Source organism: Bacteroides caecigallinarum (assembly GCF_021531075.1).
Classification (GTDB): domain Bacteria; phylum Bacteroidota; class Bacteroidia; order Bacteroidales; family Bacteroidaceae; genus Phocaeicola; species Phocaeicola caecigallinarum_B.
This window is the reverse complement of sequence record NZ_JADYTJ010000018.1, coordinates 1-24,242: the sequence shown is the minus strand read 5'-3', so window position 1 is coordinate 24,242 and position 24,242 is coordinate 1. Positions and strand designations below refer to the sequence as shown.

The 24,242-nt window shown below is 38.9% G+C and carries 25 protein-coding genes and 1 tRNA gene; 11 read left to right on the top strand and 15 right to left on the bottom strand.

What is annotated here, in order from left to right; translation table 11 throughout:
- Nucleotides 1–52: 52 nt before the first annotated feature.
- From I6E11_RS06745 to I6E11_RS06735, 3 genes are read right to left on the bottom strand one after another with little or no spacing between them, the layout of a single operon-like run.
- Nucleotides 53–724 carry a DNA alkylation repair protein gene (locus tag I6E11_RS06745; RefSeq protein ID WP_235337233.1) on the bottom strand — a complete coding sequence of 224 codons (672 nt, stop codon included), beginning with the start codon at nucleotides 722–724 and terminating at the stop codon, nucleotides 53–55.
- A 9-nt stretch (nucleotides 725–733) separates the two neighbouring features.
- Nucleotides 734–2,698 carry a dipeptidyl-peptidase 3 family protein gene (locus I6E11_RS06740; protein ID WP_235337232.1) on the bottom strand — a complete coding sequence of 655 codons (1,965 nt, stop codon included), beginning with the start codon at nucleotides 2,696–2,698 and terminating at the stop codon, nucleotides 734–736.
- Nucleotides 2,685–3,149, bottom strand: coding sequence for a helix-turn-helix domain-containing protein (locus I6E11_RS06735; protein WP_235337230.1), 465 nt, complete (start codon nucleotides 3,147–3,149; stop codon nucleotides 2,685–2,687). The genes I6E11_RS06740 and I6E11_RS06735 overlap by 14 nt, the downstream gene beginning before the upstream one ends.
- A gap of 146 nt (nucleotides 3,150–3,295) precedes the next feature.
- Between I6E11_RS06735 and recQ the strand changes: the two genes are divergently transcribed.
- Entirely contained in the window at nucleotides 3,296–5,107 is a 1,812-nt protein-coding gene (recQ, locus tag I6E11_RS06730; RefSeq protein ID WP_235337229.1) for a DNA helicase RecQ, read from the top strand.
- A 46-nt stretch (nucleotides 5,108–5,153) separates the two neighbouring features.
- Here the strand turns inward: recQ and I6E11_RS06725 are convergent, their stop codons facing one another.
- Together I6E11_RS06725 and I6E11_RS06720 are read right to left on the bottom strand one after the other, a co-directional pair.
- Nucleotides 5,154–5,759, bottom strand: a complete 606-nt coding sequence (locus I6E11_RS06725) for a hypothetical protein (protein WP_235337228.1) — start codon at nucleotides 5,757–5,759, stop codon at nucleotides 5,154–5,156.
- A complete protein-coding gene (locus I6E11_RS06720) occupies nucleotides 5,747–6,259 on the bottom strand; it encodes a flavodoxin family protein (RefSeq protein ID WP_235337227.1) in 513 nt (170 codons plus the stop codon). Before I6E11_RS06720 ends, I6E11_RS06725 begins: the two co-directional genes overlap by 13 nt.
- A 754-nt stretch (nucleotides 6,260–7,013) precedes the next feature.
- On the opposite strand from I6E11_RS06720, the gene I6E11_RS06715 reads away from it, so the two are divergent.
- Nucleotides 7,014–9,161 carry a DNA topoisomerase 3 gene (locus I6E11_RS06715; protein ID WP_235337226.1) on the top strand — a complete coding sequence of 716 codons (2,148 nt, stop codon included), beginning with the start codon at nucleotides 7,014–7,016 and terminating at the stop codon, nucleotides 9,159–9,161.
- Here I6E11_RS06715 and I6E11_RS06710 read toward each other — a convergent pair.
- Entirely contained in the window at nucleotides 9,145–10,578 is a 1,434-nt protein-coding gene (locus I6E11_RS06710) for a methyltransferase RsmF C-terminal domain-like protein (protein ID WP_235337225.1), read from the bottom strand. The two genes, I6E11_RS06715 and I6E11_RS06710, sit on opposite strands and share 17 nt — an antisense overlap.
- An 89-nt stretch (nucleotides 10,579–10,667) precedes the next feature.
- On the opposite strand from I6E11_RS06710, the gene I6E11_RS06705 reads away from it, so the two are divergent.
- Together I6E11_RS06705 and I6E11_RS06700 are read left to right on the top strand one after the other, a co-directional pair.
- Complete coding sequence (locus I6E11_RS06705) at nucleotides 10,668–11,462, top strand: thymidylate synthase (RefSeq protein WP_235337224.1); 795 nt, start codon at nucleotides 10,668–10,670, stop codon at nucleotides 11,460–11,462.
- A gap of 20 nt (nucleotides 11,463–11,482) precedes the next feature.
- Nucleotides 11,483–11,971 carry a dihydrofolate reductase gene (locus I6E11_RS06700; RefSeq protein WP_235337222.1) on the top strand — a complete coding sequence of 163 codons (489 nt, stop codon included), beginning with the start codon at nucleotides 11,483–11,485 and terminating at the stop codon, nucleotides 11,969–11,971.
- A 3-nt stretch (nucleotides 11,972–11,974) separates the two neighbouring features.
- Here the strand turns inward: I6E11_RS06700 and I6E11_RS06695 are convergent, their stop codons facing one another.
- On the bottom strand, nucleotides 11,975–12,457 hold the full coding sequence (locus I6E11_RS06695) for an Lrp/AsnC family transcriptional regulator (protein ID WP_235337221.1): 483 nt from the start codon (nucleotides 12,455–12,457) through the stop codon (nucleotides 11,975–11,977).
- Between the two features lie 146 nt (nucleotides 12,458–12,603).
- On the opposite strand from I6E11_RS06695, the gene I6E11_RS06690 reads away from it, so the two are divergent.
- Nucleotides 12,604–13,893 (top strand): M64 family metallopeptidase, encoded by a 1,290-nt coding sequence (locus tag I6E11_RS06690; protein ID WP_394800110.1) that lies wholly within the window; start codon nucleotides 12,604–12,606, stop codon nucleotides 13,891–13,893.
- Nucleotides 13,894–13,916: 23 nt separating this feature from the next.
- Complete coding sequence (locus tag I6E11_RS06685) at nucleotides 13,917–14,450, top strand: GNAT family N-acetyltransferase (RefSeq protein WP_235337218.1); 534 nt, start codon at nucleotides 13,917–13,919, stop codon at nucleotides 14,448–14,450.
- 60 nt (nucleotides 14,451–14,510) lie between these two features.
- Here I6E11_RS06685 and I6E11_RS06680 read toward each other — a convergent pair whose 3' ends face one another.
- The 8 genes from I6E11_RS06680 to I6E11_RS06645 form a co-directional block, all read right to left on the bottom strand.
- A complete protein-coding gene (locus tag I6E11_RS06680) occupies nucleotides 14,511–14,975 on the bottom strand; it encodes an ExbD/TolR family protein (RefSeq protein ID WP_154043200.1) in 465 nt (154 codons plus the stop codon).
- A 2-nt stretch (nucleotides 14,976–14,977) separates the two neighbouring features.
- Nucleotides 14,978–15,568 carry an ExbD/TolR family protein gene (locus I6E11_RS06675; protein ID WP_204447124.1) on the bottom strand — a complete coding sequence of 197 codons (591 nt, stop codon included), beginning with the start codon at nucleotides 15,566–15,568 and terminating at the stop codon, nucleotides 14,978–14,980.
- A gap of 30 nt (nucleotides 15,569–15,598) precedes the next feature.
- Nucleotides 15,599–16,066: a hypothetical protein gene (locus tag I6E11_RS06670; protein WP_204404377.1), complete on the bottom strand. Its 468-nt coding sequence runs from the start codon at nucleotides 16,064–16,066 to the stop codon at nucleotides 15,599–15,601.
- Nucleotides 16,067–16,074: 8 nt separating this feature from the next.
- A complete protein-coding gene (locus tag I6E11_RS06665; protein ID WP_154043203.1) occupies nucleotides 16,075–16,830 on the bottom strand; it encodes a MotA/TolQ/ExbB proton channel family protein in 756 nt (251 codons plus the stop codon).
- Nucleotides 16,831–16,910: 80 nt separating this feature from the next.
- Nucleotides 16,911–16,998 (bottom strand) — tRNA-Ser (locus I6E11_RS06660).
- 158 nt (nucleotides 16,999–17,156) lie between these two features.
- Entirely contained in the window at nucleotides 17,157–17,936 is a 780-nt protein-coding gene (locus tag I6E11_RS06655; protein WP_235337217.1) for a TatD family hydrolase, read from the bottom strand.
- Nucleotides 17,933–18,916: a polyprenyl synthetase family protein gene (locus tag I6E11_RS06650; protein ID WP_235337215.1), complete on the bottom strand. Its 984-nt coding sequence runs from the start codon at nucleotides 18,914–18,916 to the stop codon at nucleotides 17,933–17,935. The genes I6E11_RS06655 and I6E11_RS06650 overlap by 4 nt, the downstream gene beginning before the upstream one ends.
- Nucleotides 18,917–18,983: 67 nt before the next feature.
- Complete coding sequence (locus I6E11_RS06645) at nucleotides 18,984–19,670, bottom strand: energy transducer TonB (protein ID WP_235337213.1); 687 nt, start codon at nucleotides 19,668–19,670, stop codon at nucleotides 18,984–18,986.
- 193 nt (nucleotides 19,671–19,863) lie between these two features.
- On the opposite strand from I6E11_RS06645, the gene cmk reads away from it, so the two are divergent.
- From cmk to pssA, 5 genes are all read left to right on the top strand, one after another.
- The gene (gene cmk / locus I6E11_RS06640) at nucleotides 19,864–20,556 is read left to right on the top strand and encodes a (d)CMP kinase (RefSeq protein ID WP_235337212.1); all 693 of its coding nucleotides are present in this window, start codon (nucleotides 19,864–19,866) and stop codon (nucleotides 20,554–20,556) included.
- Nucleotides 20,549–21,415, top strand: a complete 867-nt coding sequence (locus I6E11_RS06635) for a 4-hydroxy-3-methylbut-2-enyl diphosphate reductase (protein ID WP_235337210.1) — start codon at nucleotides 20,549–20,551, stop codon at nucleotides 21,413–21,415. Before cmk ends, I6E11_RS06635 begins: the two co-directional genes overlap by 8 nt.
- Nucleotides 21,416–21,521: 106 nt before the next feature.
- Nucleotides 21,522–22,502, top strand: a complete 981-nt coding sequence (gene pfkA, locus I6E11_RS06630) for a 6-phosphofructokinase (protein ID WP_235337209.1) — start codon at nucleotides 21,522–21,524, stop codon at nucleotides 22,500–22,502.
- A 248-nt stretch (nucleotides 22,503–22,750) separates the two neighbouring features.
- Nucleotides 22,751–23,437, top strand: coding sequence for a phosphatidylserine decarboxylase family protein (locus I6E11_RS06625; protein WP_235337207.1), 687 nt, complete (start codon nucleotides 22,751–22,753; stop codon nucleotides 23,435–23,437).
- 9 nt (nucleotides 23,438–23,446) lie between these two features.
- Nucleotides 23,447–24,157: a CDP-diacylglycerol--serine O-phosphatidyltransferase gene (gene pssA, locus I6E11_RS06620; protein WP_235337206.1), complete on the top strand. Its 711-nt coding sequence runs from the start codon at nucleotides 23,447–23,449 to the stop codon at nucleotides 24,155–24,157.
- The last annotated feature ends 85 nt before the right edge of the window (nucleotides 24,158–24,242 follow it).

Sequence of the window (24,242 nt, the reverse complement as noted above, 5' to 3'; positions counted from 1 at the left end):
AAAAAATATCTTCAGCCGTCAAAGTTAATATATTTTACTCAATCCAGGAAAACTAAATGCAATATTCTATATCATATTTTATTTCGTCGATATAAAGCTTCAAATCCGGATTGGCAGATTTACTTAAAAGCCCCAACTGTCGGCCTATCATTTTTGCATTTTCCTTAGACTGGGCAGCAAACTTCTTAAGTGCAGTTGCAGCAGCCTTCTTTACCATAGGCTCATTGCCTTCAATTTCAGTAAAAGCCTGATCCATAAACTCAGCCTCGGCACGTTCATTCAGTTTCATGCCTTTCATAAACAGACGAGTAATCAGCATATAGCCACAAAACTGGAAATACACACGTTCGTCGGCAATCCATTGGAACACCACCTCGGAAGCAAAATCAGTATGCTGCAAAAGATTCATGACTGTATACTCAGCCAATTCAGGATATTTCATATCCTCAATCCAGATTTCGGCTATTTCCTTACAGAAAGAATCAGAAGGCTGTAACAATGTGGCCATAATCTTGCATTCGCGGATATTCTCTTTCCATAAGGCCTGAGCCAACTCATGGTTCTTCTCATATCCGGCAGAAATCTCCTTGATGCGGGAGTATTCTATTCCGAAATTCAACTTATAGTCCATCCCTTTTTCACGCATGCTCTGCGAGATGACACCGTTCATAAACAGGCGGAATTTCGATTTTATGTCTTTTATTGTTTCTTGTACGTCATTCATGTTATTAAATCAAAGATTAGAATAGTCACGACTATAACGAAGCATCTGTTCTGTATATCCTTCGCTATAATCTATATTTATATCAGTAATATTATTTTCATCATCGGTAACTGCACTATACACCGGATTAATAAATCCCTTGTATGGTGCCAGATTGAGAGCTCTGTACCTCTCAAGAATTTCAGAATGCAATGCAGGATTAACTTTCACTGCATATTTTTCAACCAATGAGCGTGCAGCTTCATAATCACCTTCACTCTTTATTCTCTGAATTTCAGCGAGCAATTGTCCAAACAGAGAACGCAGCTTTTCGTAATCGTTTATCACAACATAAGTCTTTCCATCCTTTACAACGAGGTCCACTACCCCATCTTCCGCTCCGTGCTCCAAAGCCCATGCAGCTATCAGCTGACGGTTACGCATATGTGATTCTTCAATGCAGCAGCCCGGTTCAATCCTTACAAGCTGTGTAAGCAGCCCGTTCATCATATATGAATAGTATTCAGCCTTATAAGCCTCACTGTCAGGAGTAAGTCCCAACTCCACCATCTTTGCATCCGGTATATAATAAAGTCCGAACAAATCAGCACGTGCTTCCTCGATAGTGGCGCCATAAGCTTTTAAAGCATCCGGATCAACCCCTGGAAGTAATTTACCCGAGCCATGACCAAGACATTCGTGAAGGTCTGTATGAAGATCTCCTGTTATATCGGCATATTTATCAAGCAGTTCCTTTTCATATTCACCGTAAACAAACTCGTCTCTGAAGCCATTACCTTTTGCAGCCTTGTTGTATGCATCAGTCAGATTGCCTATTGTCACAGATTTGGAGCCATGCACACTGCGAATCCAGTTAGAATTAGGAAGATTGATACCTATGGCACTGGCCGGATAAAGGTCGCCGGCAAGTATAGCCGCAGTAATCACCTTTGCGGAAACTCCCTTTACTTCGGATTTTTTAAACGATGAAGAAACAGGCGAGTGATCTTCAAACCACTGTGCATTGCTGCTCAACACTTCTGTACGGTGTGTAGATTCCAGATCCTTGAAGTTTACGATAGACTCCCAACTGGCTTTCATGCCAAGAGGGTCGCCATAACTTTCAATAAATCCATTAACAAAATCTATACGAGATTCAGTATCCTTAAGCCAACAAATGGAATACTCATCAAATATATTCAAATCCCCGGTGCGGTAAAATTCAATAAGTAACGCTATTACTTCCTTCTGTTTCGGATTTTCTGCCACACACATAGCTTTTTCAAGCCAATACACTATTTTGCTGATAGCCTTGCCATATTCACCGTCAAGTTTCCAAACCACTTCGGTTATTTCGCCATTTTTCTTTTCCAGACGGCTATTCATACCATACATTACAGGAGTCTCATCTTCGGATGATTTCATTGCTGAATAGAAATTCTCTGCTTCCTGCTGGGTAACACCTACGTAATAATTAGATGCCGAAGTAAGCAACAAATCTTCACCGTCGGCCTGATTTACACGTTTAGGCATTATCTCAGGATCAAATATCACAGGAAACAATTTATTACACAACCCTGCAACAGTCTCACCTTCGGACAATGGCAACATAGATTTATCCAAAGACATAACTGCATTAAGCAAGAAATCTACCGTAAAGCCAGGCAAAAACTTATCGGTAGAATAGTGATGATGTATTCCGCTTGAGAACCACACGCGTTTCAGATAGACTTCCAATGCCTGAAATTCAGTATCAGTACGGTCACCATCATAGCCCATATAAACGGCTTCCAGCATGCGACGTATTTTTAAATTATATTTCCCATTCTGGTCGAACAATATATCACGTCCATGCAATGCAGCTTCCGAAAGGTAATATATAAGTTCTTTCTGTTTAAGTGTTAAAGAGTCAAAGCCTTGTACTTTATATCTTAATATCTGCAGATCAGCAAACTTATCTACAGAATAGCTAAAATTGTCATCAGATGTTTTCATGTTTTTTTCTGTATTCACTTGGAGTAATACCTACAATTCTATAAAAAGCAGCATAGAAAGACTGACGGTTAGCAAATCCGGACATGGCACTTATTTCTTCAATATTTTTGCCTACATATTTCTTATTTGTAAGCATATGCTTTGCATCGCGTATTCTGTACTCGTTGAGCAAGCACGAAAAATTCATCTTGAATTTTGAATTAACCACAGCCGAAAGATATCTGGTATTAGTTTTCAACATTTTAGCCAAATCACTTGCTGAAAAATTAGGCTGTTTGTATCTTTTTTGTGTTACAACCAGCTCATATATTTTGTCATAAAGTTCATCTGCCAATTCTGTTCTGATAAGATCTCTATAGGGTGCCGACTTAATCTTCTTTTCCCTGAGATTATATGGCATCTTCACTTGTACTTCATTTTCATTATTGATTAATTCATGCTTATTTTCCATTTGTGCTTTATTCTTTTAGTCTGGTTTACTGTTTTTATAACACAAATTTGTAAGTTTTTTTTCAGACCACAAAATCTTTGTCAATGTTTTTTCTGTCTATTCAGGCATCTATATTATCTTTGCATCCCTAAAATTATAATAAAGAAATGCTCAATATCCTAAAAACATACTTCGGATACACAAGTTTCCGTCCTCTGCAGAAAGAAATAATTACAAACATACTCAATAAAAAGGATACACTCGTACTGATGCCCACAGGTGGAGGCAAATCCTTATGCTACCAAATCCCGTCACTCATGATGGAAGGTACAGCCATAGTGGTTTCACCACTCATTTCATTGATGAAAGATCAGGTAGAAGCATTACAGGCCAATGGTATAACTGCACGTGCCATAAACAGCATGAACACTGACACCGAAAACACATCAATACGCATGGAGTGTCTGCAAGGGAAAGTGAAACTGCTATATATATCCCCCGAAAGGATTTTGGCAGAATCCAACTATCTTCTGAAGGACATAAAAATCTCACTGTTTGCAATCGACGAAGCACACTGTATATCACAGTGGGGACACGATTTCCGTCCCGAATATACACAACTGGATATACTTCGGAAACAATTCCCCAACATACCAATTATAGCCCTTACTGCAACGGCAGACAAGATTACACGTCAGGACATAATGAAACAACTTAAAATGAGGGAACCTGAAATATTCATTTCGTCGTTCGATCGTCCAAATCTTAGTCTTGATGTAAAGAAAGGTTATCAGCAAAAAGAAAAAATCAGAATAATAAAAAGGTTCATAGAAAAACACGAAAATGAAAGCGGAATAATATACTGCATGAGCAGAAAGACCACAGAGAAAGTAGCAGAACTTCTTGCCGACGAAGGTTTCGACACCACAGTATATCATGCAGGGCTTTCAAATTCTGAGCGTGAAAAGGCACAGGACGATTTCATCAATGACCGTGTACAGATAGTATGCGCTACAGTAGCCTTCGGAATGGGAATAGACAAGTCGAACGTCAGATGGGTAATACACTACAATTTGCCAAAAAGTATAGAAAGTTTCTATCAGGAGATAGGCCGTGCAGGGAGAGACGGAATAAAAAGTGACACCATCCTATTCTACTCCTTAGGCGACATGATTCAACTTACAAAATTTGCGGAAGAGAGCAATCAAAAAGAAATCAATATCGAAAAGCTAAACAGAATGCAGCAATATGCAGAAGCAAACATATGCCGCAGAAGAATACTTTTGAGTTATTTCGGAGAAACTACAGACCACGACTGCGGCAACTGCGACGTATGTCGTAATCCTCCTGAAAGATTTGACGGAACAATAATTATACAGAAAGCTCTCAGTGCTATTGCCCGTACGGACCAACAAATAGCCACCAGTACACTAATAGAAATACTACGCGGCAATTATACCCAAGAAATAGCAGAAAAGGAATATGATAAAATAAAGACATTCGGAATAGGAAGGGAAATACCATCCCGCCACTGGCAAAACTATATACTGCAAATGCTCAATTCCGGATATCTGGAAATAGCCTATAACGAGAATAACCATCTTAAAATAACAGATTTGGGGCATAAAGTTCTATACGGAAAACAAAAAGCCCAATTAGTTGTAATAAAAGAAGACACTACGCACAAACAGTACAGTCATGTCATAACAAACATTTCCCCTAAAGATGATTCGAAAGAAAACGAACACGAAGTTTCTCTTTTCGAAACTCTACGTTTATTAAGGCTAAAACTGGCAGAACAGGAAGCCATACCTCCATACATAGTAATGTCGGACAGCACTTTGCTATCACTATGCGACAAGAAACCTGTCGACATTCAAAGTCTGGACGATATCCCCGGACTAAGCGAATATAAAAAGAAAAAATACGGACGAGATTTTGTAGAAGCAATAAAACTATATATTAATGCACAGAAATAGCCGATAAACAGACAATTACAGTCTGTTTATTGGCTATGCGTTTTTGTCAGACCTCTATTTCAAGGCGCTGCATTTCTTTTTCACTTACTCCGAATTTCTTCCCGTAACGAATCCAATATGAACGGGCCGCCATCTTAAACAACCATTTTGGGAGTGGCATTGTAGCTGTTATATTTTGGTAGTTTCCTTTATTAACAGATTCCGACAATCTTTTTATTGCCCTTACAGCTATATATCTGAATGGAGTACCAAGAATTGCCTCTCCACTGCCCAGCATAAGTGTCGAGCCAATAGTGAAATTATTGCGTCTACAGAAATATCTTATCATGCTTACAGCCACACTATTCTGCTCATATTCCAAAAATCCGCAGTTAATCAGTATTGAAATAACAGGTCTTTGCGCCGGAAGATTGTTTTCCAAATTTTTCAGAAAGTTCAGCAAACCTACCGGAAGAGAATCGGCATACAGTGGAAACACTATAATGACATCCTGGTATTTCTCCATCTCAGCAATAATCTCCATATGGTTCGACCTAGTTATGTTGAAATAATCACATTGCAGTCTGCTGTATTTCATGAAAATCTCCGAATACTTTTTCGAATTCGATTTCGGGGCACGCGGACTGCCGTTAAGAATCATTATTTTTCCCATTTCTTCAATTCATTTTGAACAGTTTTCTCCACGTCCTGTTCCGTTACAAATATTATCTCATATTTCCCAATGTTCATGTTTCGCGTATTGCGTTCCACAAGCCTGTGGAATATCTCTTGTTCTTCTTTGTCAGTATCACCATACGCTATTATTGTAGCATCCTTTGTTGTCACATTGCGTTGCACGTGGTGAGTCTCTCCCCGGTGTATACGTATAAAAGCCTGTTGTATCGGGATAGCTCTCTCAAGCATTGTTTTCATCACTGAGTCGTAACCGCCATATTTTATATGGCTTACGTATATCACAGAACTGCTTTCCGCTATAAATGGATATACTTTGGTAGCATCGTCTCTGATTACACACTTGCCCGGTGTTTTAGTCCAACATCCGAAGCATCCCACACAATTGGAAATCTTCATCGACGATAAGTCTATGTATTTTATATCTTTATTCCCCCCTATCTCTACATTAATGGGTCTGTCACTCATTATCAGTTTCATAGATTTACATTTGTTATTCTGGTTTCTGAACATAAAAACAAATGTTTATAAGGAAATGTTTACGGTGGAAGAAAATGTGGATTATATTAAAATCCTGGAAAAGCGGCAAAAAGTATGTGTTTTTGTACTATCAATCTCGGCCACCATGTAGTTGATGGAGAAACAGGAGCGATTTTTAAAGTTAGCTCCTTGCTTTTTATCTGTTTCATAGACCTTCAGAAAGCCCACTATCCGGTTGCTATAAAATATAACTGTTCCCCATCCCTTGCAAACCTTTTGCAAAGCCTTTGCAAACATTTTGAAAATCATTTAAACAGTGTTTAAACGCTATTTAAATACTGTTTAATATCATATATTCGAACAAGCAGACAAAAAAGACTGAAAACAACGGCACATTTTTTGGTGCCGACTATAGTGGGCAGAGCTGCCGACCATTGTCAGTAATGCTGCCGACTATAGTGGGCAATGCTGCCGACAATTGTCAGCACCAAAATTAGCATAGTCGAAAATTATAAAAAAGCCTTGTTTCATGCTTTGATTCTTTCGATATCTGCTACAGTAAAATCAATTATTTCTTTGGAAAATTTAAAAATCAGCCGATTTATTTCTTTGGATTTTTCAATTTTCATTATTTAATGTAAGCTGTACCCTGTTTTCTCAATCCCTATAAATACCACATTTATTTGGTTATATCGGAAAAAATCACGAAAATTGCATGACATTAACGATTTTATAAAGAATATACTGACAGAGAATGATAGTTTGCATAGCCGAAAAGCCCAGTGTGGCAAGAGATATAGCGGAAGTGCTTGGCGCACACAACAAGAAGGATGGTTTCATAGAAGGGAACGGATATCAGGTGACATGGACATTCGGACACCTGTGTACGCTGAAAGAGCCGCACGAATATACTCCGCAGTGGAAATCGTGGTCGCTGGCAAGCCTGCCTATGATACCGCCACGCTTCGGGATAAAGCTGATAAACGATTCAGGAATAGAAAAGCAGTTCAAGATAATAGAATCGTTGATGCAGAAGGCTGACATGATTATAAACTGCGGTGATGCCGGACAAGAAGGGGAACTGATACAGCGATGGGTGATGCAGAAGGCCGGGGCGAAATGTCCGGTAAAGCGTCTGTGGATTTCGTCGCTTACGGAAGAGGCCATCAGAGAGGGATTTGCAAATCTGAAGGACCAGTCGGAATTCCAGCCTTTGTATGAGGCCGGACTCAGCCGTGCTATAGGTGACTGGACTTTAGGGATGAATGCCACACGACTTTATACCCTTAAGTATGGACAGAACAAGCAGGTTTTGTCTATAGGACGCGTGCAGACTCCTACACTGGCTCTTATCGTGAAAAGGCAGCAGGAGATAGAAAATTTCGTACCTAAACAGTATTGGGAGTTGAAAACTTCGTATAGGGATACTGTATTCTCTGCCATAGTGCGCAAGAGTGACGAGGAACTTGCTGAAGAGGCTGCTGCTGAAAAGGAAAATCCGCAACTGAAGAAGAAAACTCCGGCTAAAGAAGATGCAAACAGGGGTATTCCGCCTATCACTGACCAGGCTACGGGCGAACAATTGCTGGAACGCATAAAGAACGCTCCGTTTACCATTACTGACATTTCATCGAAGAAAGGTACTGAGGCTCCGCCAAGGCTTTTCGACCTTACTTCGCTTCAGGTGGAGTGTAACAAGAAGTTCGGTTATTCTGCCGACATGACTTTACAGCTTATCCAATCGCTTTACGAAAAGAAGGTAGCTACTTATCCGCGTGTGGATACTACTTTCCTGAGTGACGATATATATCCCAAGTGTCCTAAGATTCTTGAAGGTCTGAAGGATTATGCCGTGTATACGGCTCCTCTGGCGGGCAAACAGCTGATAAAATCGAAAAAGGTATTCGACAATTCAAAAGTTACGGACCACCATGCCATTATCCCAACGGGTGTGCAGCCGCGTGAGCTTACGAATATGGAGAAAACGGTTTACGACCTTATTGCAAGGCGTTTCATAGCCGTGTTCTATCCGGACTGTAAGTTCTCTACCACTACGGTGATAGGTGAAGCGGATTCCATTGAATTCAAGGTGACGGGAAAGCAAATCCTGGAACAGGGATGGAGAGTGGTGTTCTCTAAAGAACAGCAGGATGATACGAAGGAAAATGACGAAGAAAAAACTCTGCCTGCATTTACGAAAGGCGAAAGCGGACCGCACTATCCTTCACTATTCGAAAAGTGGACACAGCCGCCACGTCCTTACACAGAGGCTACCCTACTCCGAGCGATGGAAACTGCCGGTAAGTTGGTGGAGAACGATGAACTGCGCGATGCAATGAAGGAAAACGGTATAGGCCGTCCTTCTACGCGAGCTGCCATAATCGAGACTTTGTTCAAACGAAGATATATCCGAAAGGAAAAAAAGAATCTTATAGCTACACCTACAGGGGTGGAACTGATACAGCTTATCCATGAGGAATTGCTGAAATCTGCGGAGCTGACAGGTATCTGGGAAAAGAAACTTCGCGAGATTGAAAAGAGAAGCTATGATGCTGCTACATTTATCAGCGAGCTGAAACAGATGGTTACGGAGATAGTATACAGCGTGATAAGAGATACGAGCAACCGCCGTGTGACAGTAACTTCGGAGGAGGATGTGAAGGCTGCTGCAAAGAAAAGCTCCACCGGAAAAGATGCGGCCGCGAAATCGGCTGCAGCAAAGACGCCACGCAAGAAAGCTACTCCGAAAACTGAGAAAAAAGCAAACGAACCGCAAGCCGTTGCTGACGATATAGTTGGCAAGATTTGCCCTTTATGCGGTAAGGGTACCATCATAAAGGGTAAAACTGCATACGGTTGTTCGGAATGGAAGAACGGTTGTGGTTTCAGAAAACCGTTCTGACCTCGTCGGGCATATATCCGCTGCGTATTCTCCATTCCTGTGGATAGAGATTGTTCGCACGGTTTCCTATGTTCTTTACAAAACCCAGAGGTGTGTTGCGGTATGTCACAAGTACATATCCTTTAGGTACTGAAGCATCTAGAGTAACTGCTTCTTTCCTGAGGTATGCTATTGCCTGTTCATAACTCAACTCAGCCTGCGGAAAACTCTCTTTGTTGAGGCTTGTACTCATGGCTAGCGAGTGATGTGGCTGCCAGTCTTTGCCTTTATTCTCGGCAAGAGTAATTCCGCGATGAAGTATTCGGATATTGTTTCCCTTGTCTTTCAGAAGGTTTTCTAGACTGCTCAGTCTTTGCGACTTGGCTATGGCTATAGTTCCGTCTATGAAGAATTCAAAATCTTCGCCACTGCATATCCATGATTTTATTTCGTTGGTTATGGTCAGGGTGTTTTGTTTCTTGTCCTGCTTCTTGTTGTTTTTCTTGCCGCTCTTTTTCGGATTGCAGTCGGACAGGATATCATATTCTTCGTCCGGTGTACCGTTCTTGCGGAGTACAGCCATGAAGAGTCCTTCACCGATAGTTCTGTGCGGCAGGAAACGATAGACCGGAAAATCATATCCGGCAAGGTTGCCTGTTATATTCCATTCCTCGTTTGTTTCTACAGGAAGTACCTCCGCACCAAGTTCGCTTGCTATCCAAGCTACGTTGTCTTCGTTTTCTTCACGGTTGAATGTACATGTGCTGTAAATCAGCAGTCCTCCGGGCTTAAGGCAAGGCCATATATCACGGAGTATTCTGCGCTGACGTTCCCAGCATAATCCTACGTTGGCTGGACTCCACTCATCTACAGCCACTTCGTCTTTACGGAACATTCCTTCGCCGGAACATGGAACGTCTGTCAGAATTACGTCAAAAAGTGATTCCAATGGTGTGAAGTCCGAAGGGTCATTATTGGTTACTATCACTTCAGAATTTCCCCATTTAACTATGTTTTCGGCAAGTATCTGCGAACGGTTGCGCATCACTTCATTGGCAATAAGCAGACTTCCTCCGGGTAATAATGAACGGAGCAGTGTGGACTTTCCTCCCGGAGCGGCGCAGAGATCGAGGGCAATAACCGGCGATTCTACATACTGGCTCAAAGCTCTCTCGAGAAACATGGATGATGCTTCCTGAACATAATAGCTACCGGCATGAAACAGTGGGTCGAACGTAAATGTGGGACGTACCGACAGGTAATATCCATCAGTTGTCCACGGAATAAGCTGTGCATCGTCAGGCTCCTGTACGGTTTTCGCTCCGTTGATTCGTATGCTTACCGGTGTTTCTTTCTGCATCGCTTCGCAAAGAGCTTTGCAGTTTTCCTCGCCCATCAGGGCTACTGTTCGTGATATAAATGAAACGGGGAAATTCATATTTTACAGTATATATTAATATCTGCAAAGGTAATGTTTTTCATAATATTTTTTGATTAACTTTGCCATCAAATAAAACTCATAAACTCATGAAGCAATATTTAGACTTACTTCAACGCATAAAGACTGAGGGCGTAAAGAAAGACGACCGTACCGGAACTGGTACTATCAGTGTGTTCGGGCATCAGATGCGTTTCAACCTTGAAGATGGTTTTCCACTCGTTACAACAAAGAAACTTCATCTTAAATCAATTATCCACGAACTTCTTTGGTTCCTGAAAGGTGACACCAATGTGAAGTATCTTCAGGAAAACGGTGTAAGAATCTGGAATGAATGGGCAGACGAGGATGGTAATTTGGGACATATCTATGGCTATCAGTGGCGTTCGTGGCCTACTTACGACGGTAAGTTTATCGACCAGATTTCGGAGGCTGTGGATATGATAAAGAATAATCCTGACTCAAGACGTATCATCGTAAATGCATGGAATGTGGCCGACCTTGACAATATGAATCTACCTCCATGCCACATGTTTTTCCAGTTCTATGTAGCTGACGGACGTCTGAGTCTGCAGATGTATCAGAGAAGTGCGGATACATTCCTGGGAGTGCCGTTCAATATAGCTTCGTATGCTCTTCTGCTGCAGATGATGGCGCAGGTGACAGGACTGAAAGCGGGCGATTTCATACATACTTTGGGAGATGCTCATATTTACCTCAACCATCTGGAACAGGTAGACTTACAGTTGACAAGAACACCCCGTCCCCTTCCTGTAATGAAAATCAATCCTGACGTAAAGGATATTTTCAGTTTCAAATACGAGGACTTCCAACTAGAAAACTATGATCCCTGGCCACACATTGCCGGCAAGGTTTCTGTATAATTATTAACGGACTGATTTTTATGATTTCGATTATTGTAGCTATAAACAAGAATAACGGTATAGGATATAAGAACGAACTTCTGTACTGGCTTCCAAACGACCTGAAAAGATTTAAGACACTTACTACAGGACATACCATAATAATGGGCCGAAAGACTTTTGAATCTCTACCTAAGGGTGCATTGCCTAACAGAAGAAATATTGTCTTGAGCAGCCAGGACATTACGTTCCCTGGTGCTGAATGTTTCCATAGCCTTGAAGAAGCATTGGAAGCTTGCAAAGGCGAAATTGAGGTGTTTATCATAGGTGGAGCAAGCCTATACAAAGAAGCAATGCCCGTTGCCGATCGTCTGTACATTACGGAAATAGACGACTGTGAAAAAGAGGCAGATGCTTTCTTCCCTGAAATATCACAAGAAATATGGCAAGAAAAAAGTAGAGAATGCCATTCAACGGATGAAAAGCATCTCTACTCATATTGTTTTTGTGATTATGAACGTATAAAATAAAGTTTATTCATCATCATCATTCGCCAGATCAGCTATAGGCATCTGGCGTTTGATTGCCTCATGGAATGATATAATAGTTTCAGAACGAGACAATCCCAATGGCTGTAGTTTGTCATGAATAATGCTTAGAAGATGATGATTGTTCTTTGCATAAATTTTTATGAACATGTCATACTGGCCTGTAGTGAAATGACATTCCACCACTTCTGGAATCTTTTTCAATTCTTCTGTCACCGTATCGAACTGAGCCGGATCTTTCAAATACAAACCGATATAAGCACAAGTCTCATATCCAATCTTTTCCGGATCAATAATAAATTCAGAACCTTTCAATATTCCAAGATAATTGAGTTTCTGAATTCTCTGATGTATCGCTGCACCAGAAACATTGCAAGCCCTAGCAACCTCCAAAAAAGGAATACGTGCATTTTCTGCTATCATACGCAGAATCTTTTCATCCAAACTGTCTAACTGTTGACGTCCCATTTCCTAAAATTTTAATTTATACAAAGGTAGTATTTTTATTCAAACTATATATAATAAAGTTCTTATATTTATTCTAGATTTAATTATCTTTGTGACAGATACTTTATTTTTTTATATATTATAAATAAATTCAGACTCTAATTATTATGACAAAGGCATTTCTATCATTTTTTTTAGGATTGACAATGTATACTTCGGCATCAGGCCAGGAGTTTGACATCTTCTTTTCAAATAAAACACTTAGGGCTGACTATTTGTTCACCGGCAATAAAAAAAATCAGCTTGTAGTATTGGACGAACTTAAATCTTTTGACGGCTGGGCAGGCAGAAGAACTCATCTGAATGAACTTCCTCTGGATGGAAACGGACGAATAACAATGACAGACAAACAATCTGGAATGGTTATTTATACAACTTCATTCTCAAGTTTATTCCAGGAATGGCTGGGAGAGGCTGAGTCTGAATACCTGAGTAAAGGATATGAAAATACATTCCTAATGCCTTTCCCAAAAAAGGAAGCGGTGGTTACCGTTGAACTTTTTAATGCAAGGCGTGAAGTATCGACTTTTTTTTCGCATACTGTAAAACCTGATGATATTTTAATAAAGGAAATTGGGAAAAGTAATATCACTCCACACAGATATCTAATGGGAAATGGTCCGGCGGATAAATGTATAGACGTTGTAATAATGGCAGAAGGATATTCAAAATCTGACATTGAAATGTTCTATAAAGATGCTACCAAAGCTTGCAATGCCATTTTCAGCCACTCTCCGTTCAAAGAAAACAAGAAACATTTTAATGTAATAGCTGTTGCCAGCGAATCAAATGACAGCGGTGTCAGTATACCTAGAGAGAAGATTTGGAAATCAACGGCAGTCAGTTCGCATTTCGATACATTCTATTCTGACAGATATCTTACATCAAGCAGTGTAAACGACATACATGACCTACTTGCTGGAATACAGTACGAACATATTATTATCCTGGCTAATACCGATACTTATGGGGGTGGTGGCATTTATAACTCATTTACACTTACAACAGCACACCACAGTATGTTTGAACCGGTAGTGGTACATGAGTTTGGACACAGTTTTGGGGGGCTGGCAGATGAATATGCTTATACAGAGGCTCCAAGTCCACTGTACCCGTACGACATTGAACCGTGGGAACAAAATATCAGCACATTGGTAGATTTTGAAAGTAAATGGAAAGACATGATTGATATCGATAATACTGCTATTCCTACCAAGGTTACCAAAAGCAATAATAAATCTACAACAGAAATAGGTGTCTATCAGGGAGCTGGATATAGCATGAAAGGAATATACAGACCTACGCCGGACTGCAGAATGCGTACAAATGAAGCTAAAGCATTTTGCCCCGTTTGCCAGCGTGCATTACAACGCCTTATTGATTTCTACGTAAAATAATTAATAATTTAAATACTACTTTTATGATTAAATTTATACCAATAAACACTGCGGATTCTAGATATACATTTGTAGAAAACTTGTTGCATATATCCTTTCCTGAAGATGAGAGAAGGGATGACGATATGCAAAGACATTATACAGACAACAATTCTTCATTTACAGCATATCTGATAACAGATGGTGATATACTTGTGGGACTGATTACACTTTGGAAACTTGACGGTTTTTACTACGTGGAACATTTGGCCACAGCACCTGACGTAAGAAACAAAGGATATGGAAAGTCTATTATGCAGACGTTATTAAATGACTTTAAAGGTAGCACAATAGTCCTTGAAGTAGAACTTCCTGAAGATGAATTAAGCAAAAGGCGCATTGGCTTTTATGAAAGGAATGGTTTCAACTTATGCTCAAAGTCATATATGCAGCCTCCATACAGAGCAAATGGAACTTCGATACCTATGCATATAATGTTTACAGGTACGGAATCTATTGATACATATTTTGAAAAAATCAAGTCTGAGATATATAGTAAAGTCTATTCCACCATTTAACAACATAAAAAAAGAGTTACCCGATAAGGTAACTCTTTTTTTATGTCTATCAATTTACTATTACTGACGCTGTGTTGCAGAATAGTTGATCTTCAAAGCGTATGCCTGACGAAGTGCTTGTTTAACCTCCTGTACAATACCCATCTTAGTTTTTGCGTCAACTTTCAGTGATACTGTCATGAAAGGTTTGTCCTCTTCTTTCATGTTTTCACGTTCCTGATAAATGTAATCTTGAACTTCGTTTGATTCAGAGAATTTATCGTTCAGCTGGATACGGTCTGTAGTACCCATTTTCTTTTGGAACTCAGGTAACGGTTTGCCTATGTAGATGAAGGAAACCAATGACTTCTTTTCAAGCTTTTCCAATTCTGTTGCCTGTGGAACCCTAAATTGAACCTTTAATGTAACCTCACGAAGAGTAGTCACAATCATGAAGAAGAACAAAATGGTAAAAATAAGGTCAGGCAGAGACGAAGTATTCAACTCCGGCATTTCTCGCTTACCTGTTTTATTAAACTTTCCCATTATTATTTTCCTCCATATTTTTTAGGTTCTGCTTCAGATATCTTCTGTGGATAGTAATCTATGATAGCTTCTTTTTGTTCTTCTGAACAGTCTGCAAATGATTTGCCGAATTGTGACATCGCTAATTCGTTACGCAATTCATTATAAGCAGCTACCAATTCGTTCTGAACCTGGATATAAACATCATAGCTTGTACCAACGTCGTTCTGTACAGAAATTACATGCTTTTCAGTTATCATAACATCGCCAAAGAATGGTAGATTCTTTCTATGCTTTTCCGGCATATTAGGGTCATCATTCGGATTGGCAATGAATTCTTTTGCTTTGTCTTTAAGTTGTCTTATGTCAAAACCAACTTCTCCGTTAACCATCAAATTGTCATCTTTGTTAAGTTTAACCTGGAGAATGTTTCTTTCCTTAATGATAATGTCATCTTTTTGTTCTTCACTTTCCGGTGGTGGGGGCAGACGCCTTGCCAAACCACGGTCGGTGTCCATTGATGTCGTTATAAGGAAGAAAATAAGCAACATAAAAGAAATATCGGCCGTGGAACTTGCATTGATTCCTGGCACTTTTCTTTTTGTTTTTGCCATATATTTTTATCTTACAATAAAATTAAAACTTTATCTTTTCTTGAATACGCCTAATAAATTCAGCAAAGTACCTATTGCTGCTATTACGAGCAGTACATAGGTTGAATACAAGAACATATCAGTAACCTTAATCAAGAACTTATTGTCATAGGTTACGCCACCACCTAAAACTACGGTTTCGTCAGAACCCATATTATAAGTTACGATTAGTAGAACTACCAAAAGAATAAATCCCAAGAATGATTTCAATGCAGCTTTTGGGTCATCCTTTAGTGCGGCACCGAATTGGATAACCGCTGCTATGATAGTCACAGCCACGCATAATGCAAACAATCCGTACATTAAATACATCAAAGCCGGAGTATTGGCAGGTTCTGTCAAACCTGCTGCGTTTGTTTCGCTGTATCCTACACCGTAGAACATGCCAAGTACCACCAAGATAAGTGCTACGCAGACATAGAATACGTAGTAAGATACTTTATATGATAATTTAGTCATCGTTCTTATTATTTTTTGTATTTCAAGTTGTACTTCATAATCATATCAAGCAAAGTGATTGAAGAGTCTTCCATCTGGCTTGTGATAGCTTCAATCTTAGACAAGATGTAGTTGTAGAAAGTTTGAAGAATCAAAGCTACGATAAGACCGAAGATAGTAGTAATCAAGGCCACTTTCATACCACCTGCTACGACTGTCGGAGAAATATCACCTGCCATCTGGATTTGGTCGAACGCCATGACCATACCAATCACAGTACCCAAGAATCCGAGTGACGGAGCCATCGCGATAAACAATGTAATCCAAGAGCATCCTTTTTCAAGGTAACCAGCCTGAACACCACCGTAAGAAACTACAGAACGTTCAACAACATCCAAACCTTCGTCAACTCTCATCAATCCCTGATAGCAGATAGAGGCAACAGGTCCGCGAGTGTTACGGCAGATAGTTTTTGCACCTTCTACATCACCTTTTTCCAAAGCTTCTTCAAGTTTTGCCATCAATTTCTTAGTGTCAACTTCAGCAAGGCTCAAGTAAATGATACGTTCGATACAGAAAGCCAAACCAAGTACCAATGCGATAGCAACCAAAGACATGAAACCAGCGTCACCTTCGATGAACTTAGTCTTAAGTTCTTTGTGCATACCACCTTCTTCAACTACTACTGTTTCAGTTGCCGCAGGAGCGTCCTGTGCGATAACAGACTGAGTCATTCCGAATGAGAGAACTCCCATTACTGCAAGAATTGCAAATAACTTTTTCATTGTGTGTCTAATTTTTTAAGATTAATTAATTAATAGTTTATTGTTTATTCTTATTTGTTATTTTTTCTCTTTGACTATCGCGGAGAGAACGGGATTCGAACCCGTGATACGCTTTTGGCGTATACACGCTTTCCAGGCGTGCCTCTTCAACCACTCGAGCACCTCTCCTCAACATCATTTTTCCCTTCTTACATATTTAATTTTATCCGTAATCGGTACTCTTTTGTCCTTTTTCAGTCACAAATGTATTCTTTTTTTTTTTCTTACATAGCCTAAATGCAGAAAAAGTTTTCGATAAGTCATAAAATTAATATTATTTAAAGACTTTAATCGGCATTTTGGAAGACTTTTAATGCATTTGTAGTAGTAATACGTGCTATATCATCAATTGTCGTATCAAATACCTCTGCAAGTTTGGCTGCAATCGACAATATATAGGCACTTTCATTTCTACCTCCCCTATATGGAACTGGAGCCAAGTACGGCGAATCTGTTTCAAGAACAATCCTGTCAAGTGGCAAATGACTGACTACTTCAGGTAATGTGCTTTTCTTAAAAGTCACTATTCCGTTTATCCCCAACATAAAATTCTTGAAAGCCAACAGCTGGCTCGCTTCCTGAAGAGTTCCTCCAAAACTATGGAAAATACCTCTAAGTGGAGTATTTACATATGGGGACATAACCTCAATCAAATCATCATGCGCATTTCTACAATGGACAATAAGTGGAAGATTAAACTCTAAAGCCCATTCTATTTGTGTTCTGAAAACTGTTTTCTGTTCCTCGGCATAAGTCTTATCCCAATATAAATCAAGGCCAACCTCACCTATCCCGTAAAAAGTTTTCCCAGAACGCAACACAGTCTCTACTTTAGCAAGCCTGTTTTTCCAGTCGGCATCTACTGAAGTGGGATGGAAGCCCATCAAGGGATAACATCCTTGTGTGGTATCACATAAGGACAATAAAGGATCTATAGTTGTATCATCTATATTGGGCATAAACAGTCGGGTCACTCCAGCTTCCTTGGCTCTTATGACTGCAAGTCCTCTATCATCATCGAACTCTTCACAGAAAAGATGGGTATGGGTATCTATAAGTCCTATCATAATACTCGATTCGTTAATTTTCCGGTAAAGTTTCTTAATATATTTTTCAAAGCATCATCTACAGACACTTTTTCAAGTATTTGCAAACCTTCGGTATATAGTTCATTTATCTTTTCCATACATACTTCCGGCACACCCACTTTATTATATATAGATGTTACAGCTTTTATTTTTTCGTCTGCAACAAAATCATCCAAACTTATCCACCTTTCGAGTTCTACCCTATCTTGTTCCGAAGATTTCGCTAAAGCTGTGATAAGCATAAAGGTCTTTTTATTAGAACAAATGTCTCCTCCAATATTCTTTCCAAATACAGAAGAATCGGCATACACATCAAGATAGTCATCCTGAAGCTGGAAAGCAAGTCCCATCTTAATACCAAAATCATAAAGCAAATCGGCATCCTGACTGGTAGCTCCTCCTAATATAGCACCTATCTTAAGAGAAGCAGCCAAAAGTACTGAAGTCTTCAGACGAATCATATTCATATATTCATCAACACTCACATCTAGTCTTTTTTCGAAATCCATATCCCATTGCTGACCGTCGCAGACTTCAAGTGCCGCCTTGCTAAAAGTAGACATTACGTCTGAAACATACTCCATTGGGCACGATTCCATCATCATTTTAAATGATAGAATAAGCATTGCATCACCTGATAATATGGCAGTATTTTCATCCCATTTTTTATGAACCGTGGGCCTGTTTCTTCTCATATCGGCTTTGTCCATCAAATCGTCGTGAAGCAAAGTGAAATTATGGTAGGTTTCCAAAGCTGCAGCCTGCTGGTAAATAGCCGACACATCATCTTTGTAAAGATTATAGGCCATAAGCATCAATACCGGGCGTATTCGCTTTCCACCCAATCCTAGTACATATTCTATTGGTTTATACAGATTTTCCGGTTCATGAACATATGACAATTGTCCAATATAATTCTGTACATACTCTAATAATTCTTTATCTTCGTACTGCTTCATAATGCTCTAGTATTTGAAAAAACAAAAGGCTGCCCCAAAGGACAGCCTTATTATTGTTATAAAGTTATTACTGCAATCTAAATGTTACAGGCACTGTATATTTTACACGTACAGCTTTACCACGCTGCATACCTGGTTTCCATTTTGGCATGGTACTGATAACTCGAAGAGCTTCCTTGTCAAGATATGGATCGACAGAGCGCATAACTACAGGGTCAACGATAGAACCGTCCTGATTAACGACAAACTGAACGATTACACGTCCCTGAATACCGTTTTCCTGAGCGATAGTAGGATATTTGATGTTCTGTCCGAGGAATTTCATCAATTCTGCCATACCACCTGGGAATTCAGGCATTTGTTCTACAACCATGAAGATTTCTTCTTCTACAGGTTCTTCTTCTTCAACTACAGGTTCAATGTACTTGATTTCTACGGCTGTATTGTCTTCTTCACTAGATTTGATAGTAGTTTCTTCTACATCCGCATCGTTTTCTGCAATCTGAATTACTTCTTCTACTTTCGGAGCTTCTGGTGGAGGAGGTGCTTGCTTTTGCTCCGGTTCTTCTGTGATAGGAATCATTTCCTCCTCAAAAATCGGTTCAACGACACCAGTATCGGTAGTCACCTGTTTGTCGCGTTCTGTCCATTCGAAAGCCACAAACACTGCTGCCAATATCAGCACGTAACCAATCAGCATCCACGTGGATTTCTTACCCTCGAGGTCTGCTTTGGGCGATTTTTTAACTTCCATAAATGATTTGATAAATTGTTAATAACTCTCTGAGTGCAAATGTAGCACATTTATTTTAAAAACCAACACCAAAACGACAAAAATAGACTAAAACGGAAAGATTTCTATAAACGCGGACAAAACAGTAAAAACTTTTCTTTATCTTTGACTTTCAAATAGTATAATTACACATTATTATATAAATACACATCATATGAAAAAAATAACCATAGCCATAGACGGCTTCTCTTCTTGCGGGAAAAGTACAATGGCAAAAGATCTTGCCAGAGAAATTGGATATATCTATATAGACAGCGGTGCTATGTATAGGGCTATTACATTATATTGTATAGAAAACTCTCTCTTTAACGCTGATGGAAATATAAAAACAGACGAACTAAGAAAACAAATTGATAATATTCACGTTTCATTCTGCTTAAACCCCAATACGTCCAAGCCTGAAACATATCTAAATGGAGTGAATGTTGAATCAAAAATCAGGACTATGGAGGTATCATCCAAAGTTAGCATTGTGGCCGCATTAGGTTTCGTGAGAGAAGCTCTGGTAAGGCTACAGCAGGAAATGGGAAAGAACAAAGGCATAGTAATGGATGGACGAGATATAGGAACTGTCGTTTTTCCGGATGCCGAATTAAAAATTTTTGTAACTGCATCGGCAGAAATCAGAGCCCAGAGAAGATATGACGAATTGACAGCTAAAGGTCAATCCGTTTCTTACGAAGACATACTCAGAAATGTAGAAGAAAGAGACAGAATAGACCAAACCAGAGAAGTTAGTCCTCTGAAAAAAGCAGATGATGCAATAACTCTGGACAACAGCAACATGTCTATAGAAGAACAAAGAACTTGGTTAAAAAATGAATTTCTGAAAGCCGCCAATGTATAACATAGAAATAGATAATGAATCAGGATTTTGCTTCGGTGTAACAACAGCCATAAAAAAAGCGGAAGAAGAACTGGCAAAAGGGACTCCACTGTATTGCCTTGGCGATATTGTACATAACGGTCAGGAATGCGAACGTCTGAAAAAGCTTGGGCTGATAACAATAAACCATGAGGAATACGCAAAATTAAAGAACGTCAAGGTGCTACTGCGTGCTCACGGCGAACCACCCGAGACATACAGAATAGCTGAAAAGAATAACATCGAGATCATTGATGCCACATGTCCTGTAGTTCTAAGACTGCAAAAGAGAATAAAGCAGGAATATAAGACAGAGGAAACGGACAAGAAAAAACAGATAGTTATATATGGTAAAAACGGCCATGCCGAAGTTCTTGGATTAGTAGGACAAACTAATGGAGAAGCTATAGTAATCGAAAAAATAGATGAGATTAACAAAATAGATTTAAATAAAGATATTAGATTATATTCACAAACGACGAAATCTCTTGACGAATTCAGAAGAATAGTTTCTTACATAGAAGAGAACATCTCACCATCGGCAACATTTCAGTACTTTGACACCATATGCAGACAGGTAGCGAACCGTATGCCTAACATAAGGAAATTCGCAGCCGCGCACGATGTTATTTTGTTTGTATGCGGGCAAAAAAGTTCGAATGGTAAGATATTATTCCACGAATGCAAAGAAATTAATCCAAGAACATATCAGGTTGACAAACCGGAAGATATAGATATGCAATGGTTCCAAAACGCAAGATCGATTGGTATTTGTGGGGCTACCTCAACTCCTAAATGGCTAATGGATAAATGCAAGAATGTAATCCTGAATAAAGACTAAAGAATTTACAATCCATATTAACTTAAAATACACATAGATTTAATACAACATAACAACGGAATTTGTAAATTTGCAACATCGAAACAAACTAATAATATTCAACAATATGGCAAGTATTAAATGTGTTGGTATCCTTACATCTGGAGGAGATGCTCCAGGTATGAATGCAGCAATCCGCGCCGTAACTCGCGCTGCTATTTACAACGGATTAAAAGTTAAAGGTATTTATAGAGGATATAAAGGACTTATCACCGGAGAGATACAAGAGTTCAAGACTCAAAATGTAAGTAACATCATACAACTAGGCGGTACAATATTAAAAACGGCAAGATGTATGGAGTTCAAAACTCCGGAAGGACGTCAAATTGCCCACGAAACAATGGTACGCGAAGGCATAGATGCTTTGATAGTAATTGGTGGTGACGGTTCCCTAACTGGAGCAAGATTATTAGCAGAAGAATTTGATGTTCCATGTATAGGTCTTCCTGGAACAATAGACAATGACCTTTATGGAACTGATACAACAATCGGTTACGATACAGCATTGAACACCATACTTGACGCAGTGGACAAGATAAGAGATACAGCAACATCTCACGAACGTTTGTTTTTCGTTGAAGTTATGGGACGAGATGCTGGTTTCTTAGCGTTAAACGGAGCAATCGCAGCAGGAGCCGAAGCTGCTATTATCCCTGAATTTAACACAGAAGTCGACCAATTGGAAGAATTTATTAAAAACGGGTTCCGTAAATCAAAGAGCAGTTCTATAGTATTGGTTGCCGAAAGTGAAATCACAGGAGGGGCAATGCATTATGCAGAACGCGTAAAAAATGAATACCCACAGTATGATGTACGTGTTACGATATTGGGACACCTGCAACGAGGAGGAAGACCTACAGCACACGACAGAATTATAGCTAGCCGCATGGGAGTAGCAAGTATTCAAGCACTTATGGAGGGACAAAGAAACGTAATGATTGGTATTGAAAATGACAAAATTGTATATGTCCCATTCGCAAAGGCTATAAAGAATGACAAGCCTATTGACCGTGAGCTGGTGAATGTACTGAATGAATTATCAATCTGATAAAAGAATAAACTAAAAATAATCCCGGATATGCCAATAAGATAATTGGATGTCCGGGATTATTTACATATATATAATAACACAACATTACTTGGAAACATTTAAGAATTGTAGCCCAAATACAAAAATATAACGGAAGAAATATACAATATGACCTTAAAATAGTTTTTTCTATTATTTTTATTTGCAGAGTAATTAAAATACCCTTACTTTTGTATGTTTAAACTTACACACTTACATTAATCACCATGAATAGAATAAAGAAATTGAAAAAAATCCGCATACATCATGAGGGTACCAATATATTAATCACAAGCGCAATAATACTCATAGCGATTAACTCAGCATTTTTCTTCCTCATAGATAATAAAATTCCTTTTTATGTGGTTGCTGTAATAAGTATTGTATTATATCTGCTAATGGTTAATTTTTTCCGTTGTCCTATCAGGTTGTACAAAGGTGAAACTGAAAAAACGGTAGTTGCACCTGCAGATGGAAGAATTGTTGTAATAGAAGAAGTTGATGAGCACGAATATTTCCATGACCGCAGATTAATGATTTCTATCTTTATGGATATCACCAACGTACATGCTAACTGGTATCCAGTTGATGGCGTAGTAAAACATGTGGCACATCATAGCGGAAGATTTATGAAAGCATGGCTACCCAAAGCCAGCACAGAAAACGAACGTTCAACAATAATAATTGAAACTCCTGAGGGTAAGACTGTTATGGCACGTCAGATAGCAGGAGCTGTGGCAAGAAGAATAGTTACATATGCTACTCCCGGAGAAGAATGCTATATAGACGAACATATGGGATTCATTAAATTCGGTTCAAGAGTTGACGTATACTTACCTTTAGATTCAGAGGTTTGCGTAAAAATGAACCAAAAGACAACAGGAAATGAAACTGTGATAGCAAAACTAAAATAAAAAAAACATATGCCCAATATCATTATAAGAAATATCCCTAACAGCATCACAAGTTGCAATCTATTCTGTGGGTGCATTGCATCGTACATGGCTTTTTTAGGCGACTATAGAAATGCTATGTTATTTATAGTATTAGGTGCTGTATTTGACTTCTTCGATGGTATGTCCGCTAGATTATTAAAGGTTTCTTCCCCTATTGGAAAGGAGCTTGATTCATTAGCTGATAATATAACATTTGGACTCGCACCTTCTGCAATAGTTTTTTCCCTATTTAAAGAGGTAAATATACCAGAGTTTATGTTAGGTATATCAAAACTAATCCCGTATTGTGCATTTCTAATATCTGTTTTTTCAGCACTTAGACTAGCCAAGTTTAATTTAGACGAACGACAGACTAGTTCATTCATTGGTATGCCCACACCAGCCAATGCCCTTTTTTGGAGTTCATTAGCTATATGCATAAACGAGAATTCTATTTTACTTGAAGAATTTAATGCATTATATCTATTATTATTAGTAATAATAATGTCATTGCTTCTTGTTTCTGAATTGCCTATGTTCTCCTTAAAGTTCAAGAATCTTTCATGGAAATACAATAGCATTAAATACATTTTCCTTATAGTAAGTATTATATTGCTTACTCTTTTCAGGTTAAGTGGTATTACTATAGTTATAATATGGTATATAATATTATCTGCCATTACGTACAAAAAATCATAATACAATAAACTTGGCACAGTTATTGTATTAATAACTAGAAAAAAGCAATAACTATGTTTCACATTTTAGGTATAATATTTTTCAT

Bases quoted from the DNA above. Each gene is read 5' to 3' on its own strand.
- I6E11_RS06670 (WP_204404377.1), bottom strand. From the start codon at position 16,066: ATGACTAAATTATCATATAAAGTATCTTACTACGTATTCTATGTCTGC.
- I6E11_RS06720 (WP_235337227.1), bottom strand. From the start codon at position 6,259: ATGAAACTGATAATGAGTGACAGACCCATTAATGTAGAGATAGGGGGG.
- I6E11_RS06650 (WP_235337215.1), bottom strand. From the start codon at position 18,916: ATGAAGCAGTACGAAGATAAAGAATTATTAGAGTATGTACAGAATTAT.
- I6E11_RS06625 (WP_235337207.1), top strand. From the start codon at position 22,751: ATGAATAGAATAAAGAAATTGAAAAAAATCCGCATACATCATGAGGGT.
- I6E11_RS06690 (WP_394800110.1), top strand. From the start codon at position 12,604: ATGACAAAGGCATTTCTATCATTTTTTTTAGGATTGACAATGTATACT.
- I6E11_RS06700 (WP_235337222.1), top strand. From the start codon at position 11,483: ATGATTTCGATTATTGTAGCTATAAACAAGAATAACGGTATAGGATAT.
- I6E11_RS06710 (WP_235337225.1), bottom strand. From the start codon at position 10,578: ATGAATTTCCCCGTTTCATTTATATCACGAACAGTAGCCCTGATGGGC.
- I6E11_RS06705 (WP_235337224.1), top strand. From the start codon at position 10,668: ATGAAGCAATATTTAGACTTACTTCAACGCATAAAGACTGAGGGCGTA.
- I6E11_RS06725 (WP_235337228.1), bottom strand. From the start codon at position 5,759: ATGGGAAAAATAATGATTCTTAACGGCAGTCCGCGTGCCCCGAAATCG.
- I6E11_RS06740 (WP_235337232.1), bottom strand. From the start codon at position 2,698: ATGAAAACATCTGATGACAATTTTAGCTATTCTGTAGATAAGTTTGCT.
- I6E11_RS06680 (WP_154043200.1), bottom strand. From the start codon at position 14,975: ATGGGAAAGTTTAATAAAACAGGTAAGCGAGAAATGCCGGAGTTGAAT.
- I6E11_RS06645 (WP_235337213.1), bottom strand. From the start codon at position 19,670: ATGGAAGTTAAAAAATCGCCCAAAGCAGACCTCGAGGGTAAGAAATCC.
- I6E11_RS06655 (WP_235337217.1), bottom strand. From the start codon at position 17,936: ATGATAGGACTTATAGATACCCATACCCATCTTTTCTGTGAAGAGTTC.
- pfkA (WP_235337209.1), top strand. From the start codon at position 21,522: ATGGCAAGTATTAAATGTGTTGGTATCCTTACATCTGGAGGAGATGCT.
- pssA (WP_235337206.1), top strand. From the start codon at position 23,447: ATGCCCAATATCATTATAAGAAATATCCCTAACAGCATCACAAGTTGC.
- I6E11_RS06745 (WP_235337233.1), bottom strand. From the start codon at position 724: ATGAATGACGTACAAGAAACAATAAAAGACATAAAATCGAAATTCCGC.
- I6E11_RS06695 (WP_235337221.1), bottom strand. From the start codon at position 12,457: ATGGGACGTCAACAGTTAGACAGTTTGGATGAAAAGATTCTGCGTATG.
- I6E11_RS06715 (WP_235337226.1), top strand. From the start codon at position 7,014: ATGATAGTTTGCATAGCCGAAAAGCCCAGTGTGGCAAGAGATATAGCG.
- I6E11_RS06685 (WP_235337218.1), top strand. From the start codon at position 13,917: ATGATTAAATTTATACCAATAAACACTGCGGATTCTAGATATACATTT.
- I6E11_RS06675 (WP_204447124.1), bottom strand. From the start codon at position 15,568: ATGGCAAAAACAAAAAGAAAAGTGCCAGGAATCAATGCAAGTTCCACG.
- I6E11_RS06735 (WP_235337230.1), bottom strand. From the start codon at position 3,149: ATGGAAAATAAGCATGAATTAATCAATAATGAAAATGAAGTACAAGTG.
- I6E11_RS06665 (WP_154043203.1), bottom strand. From the start codon at position 16,830: ATGAAAAAGTTATTTGCAATTCTTGCAGTAATGGGAGTTCTCTCATTC.
- I6E11_RS06635 (WP_235337210.1), top strand. From the start codon at position 20,549: ATGTATAACATAGAAATAGATAATGAATCAGGATTTTGCTTCGGTGTA.
- recQ (WP_235337229.1), top strand. From the start codon at position 3,296: ATGCTCAATATCCTAAAAACATACTTCGGATACACAAGTTTCCGTCCT.
- cmk (WP_235337212.1), top strand. From the start codon at position 19,864: ATGAAAAAAATAACCATAGCCATAGACGGCTTCTCTTCTTGCGGGAAA.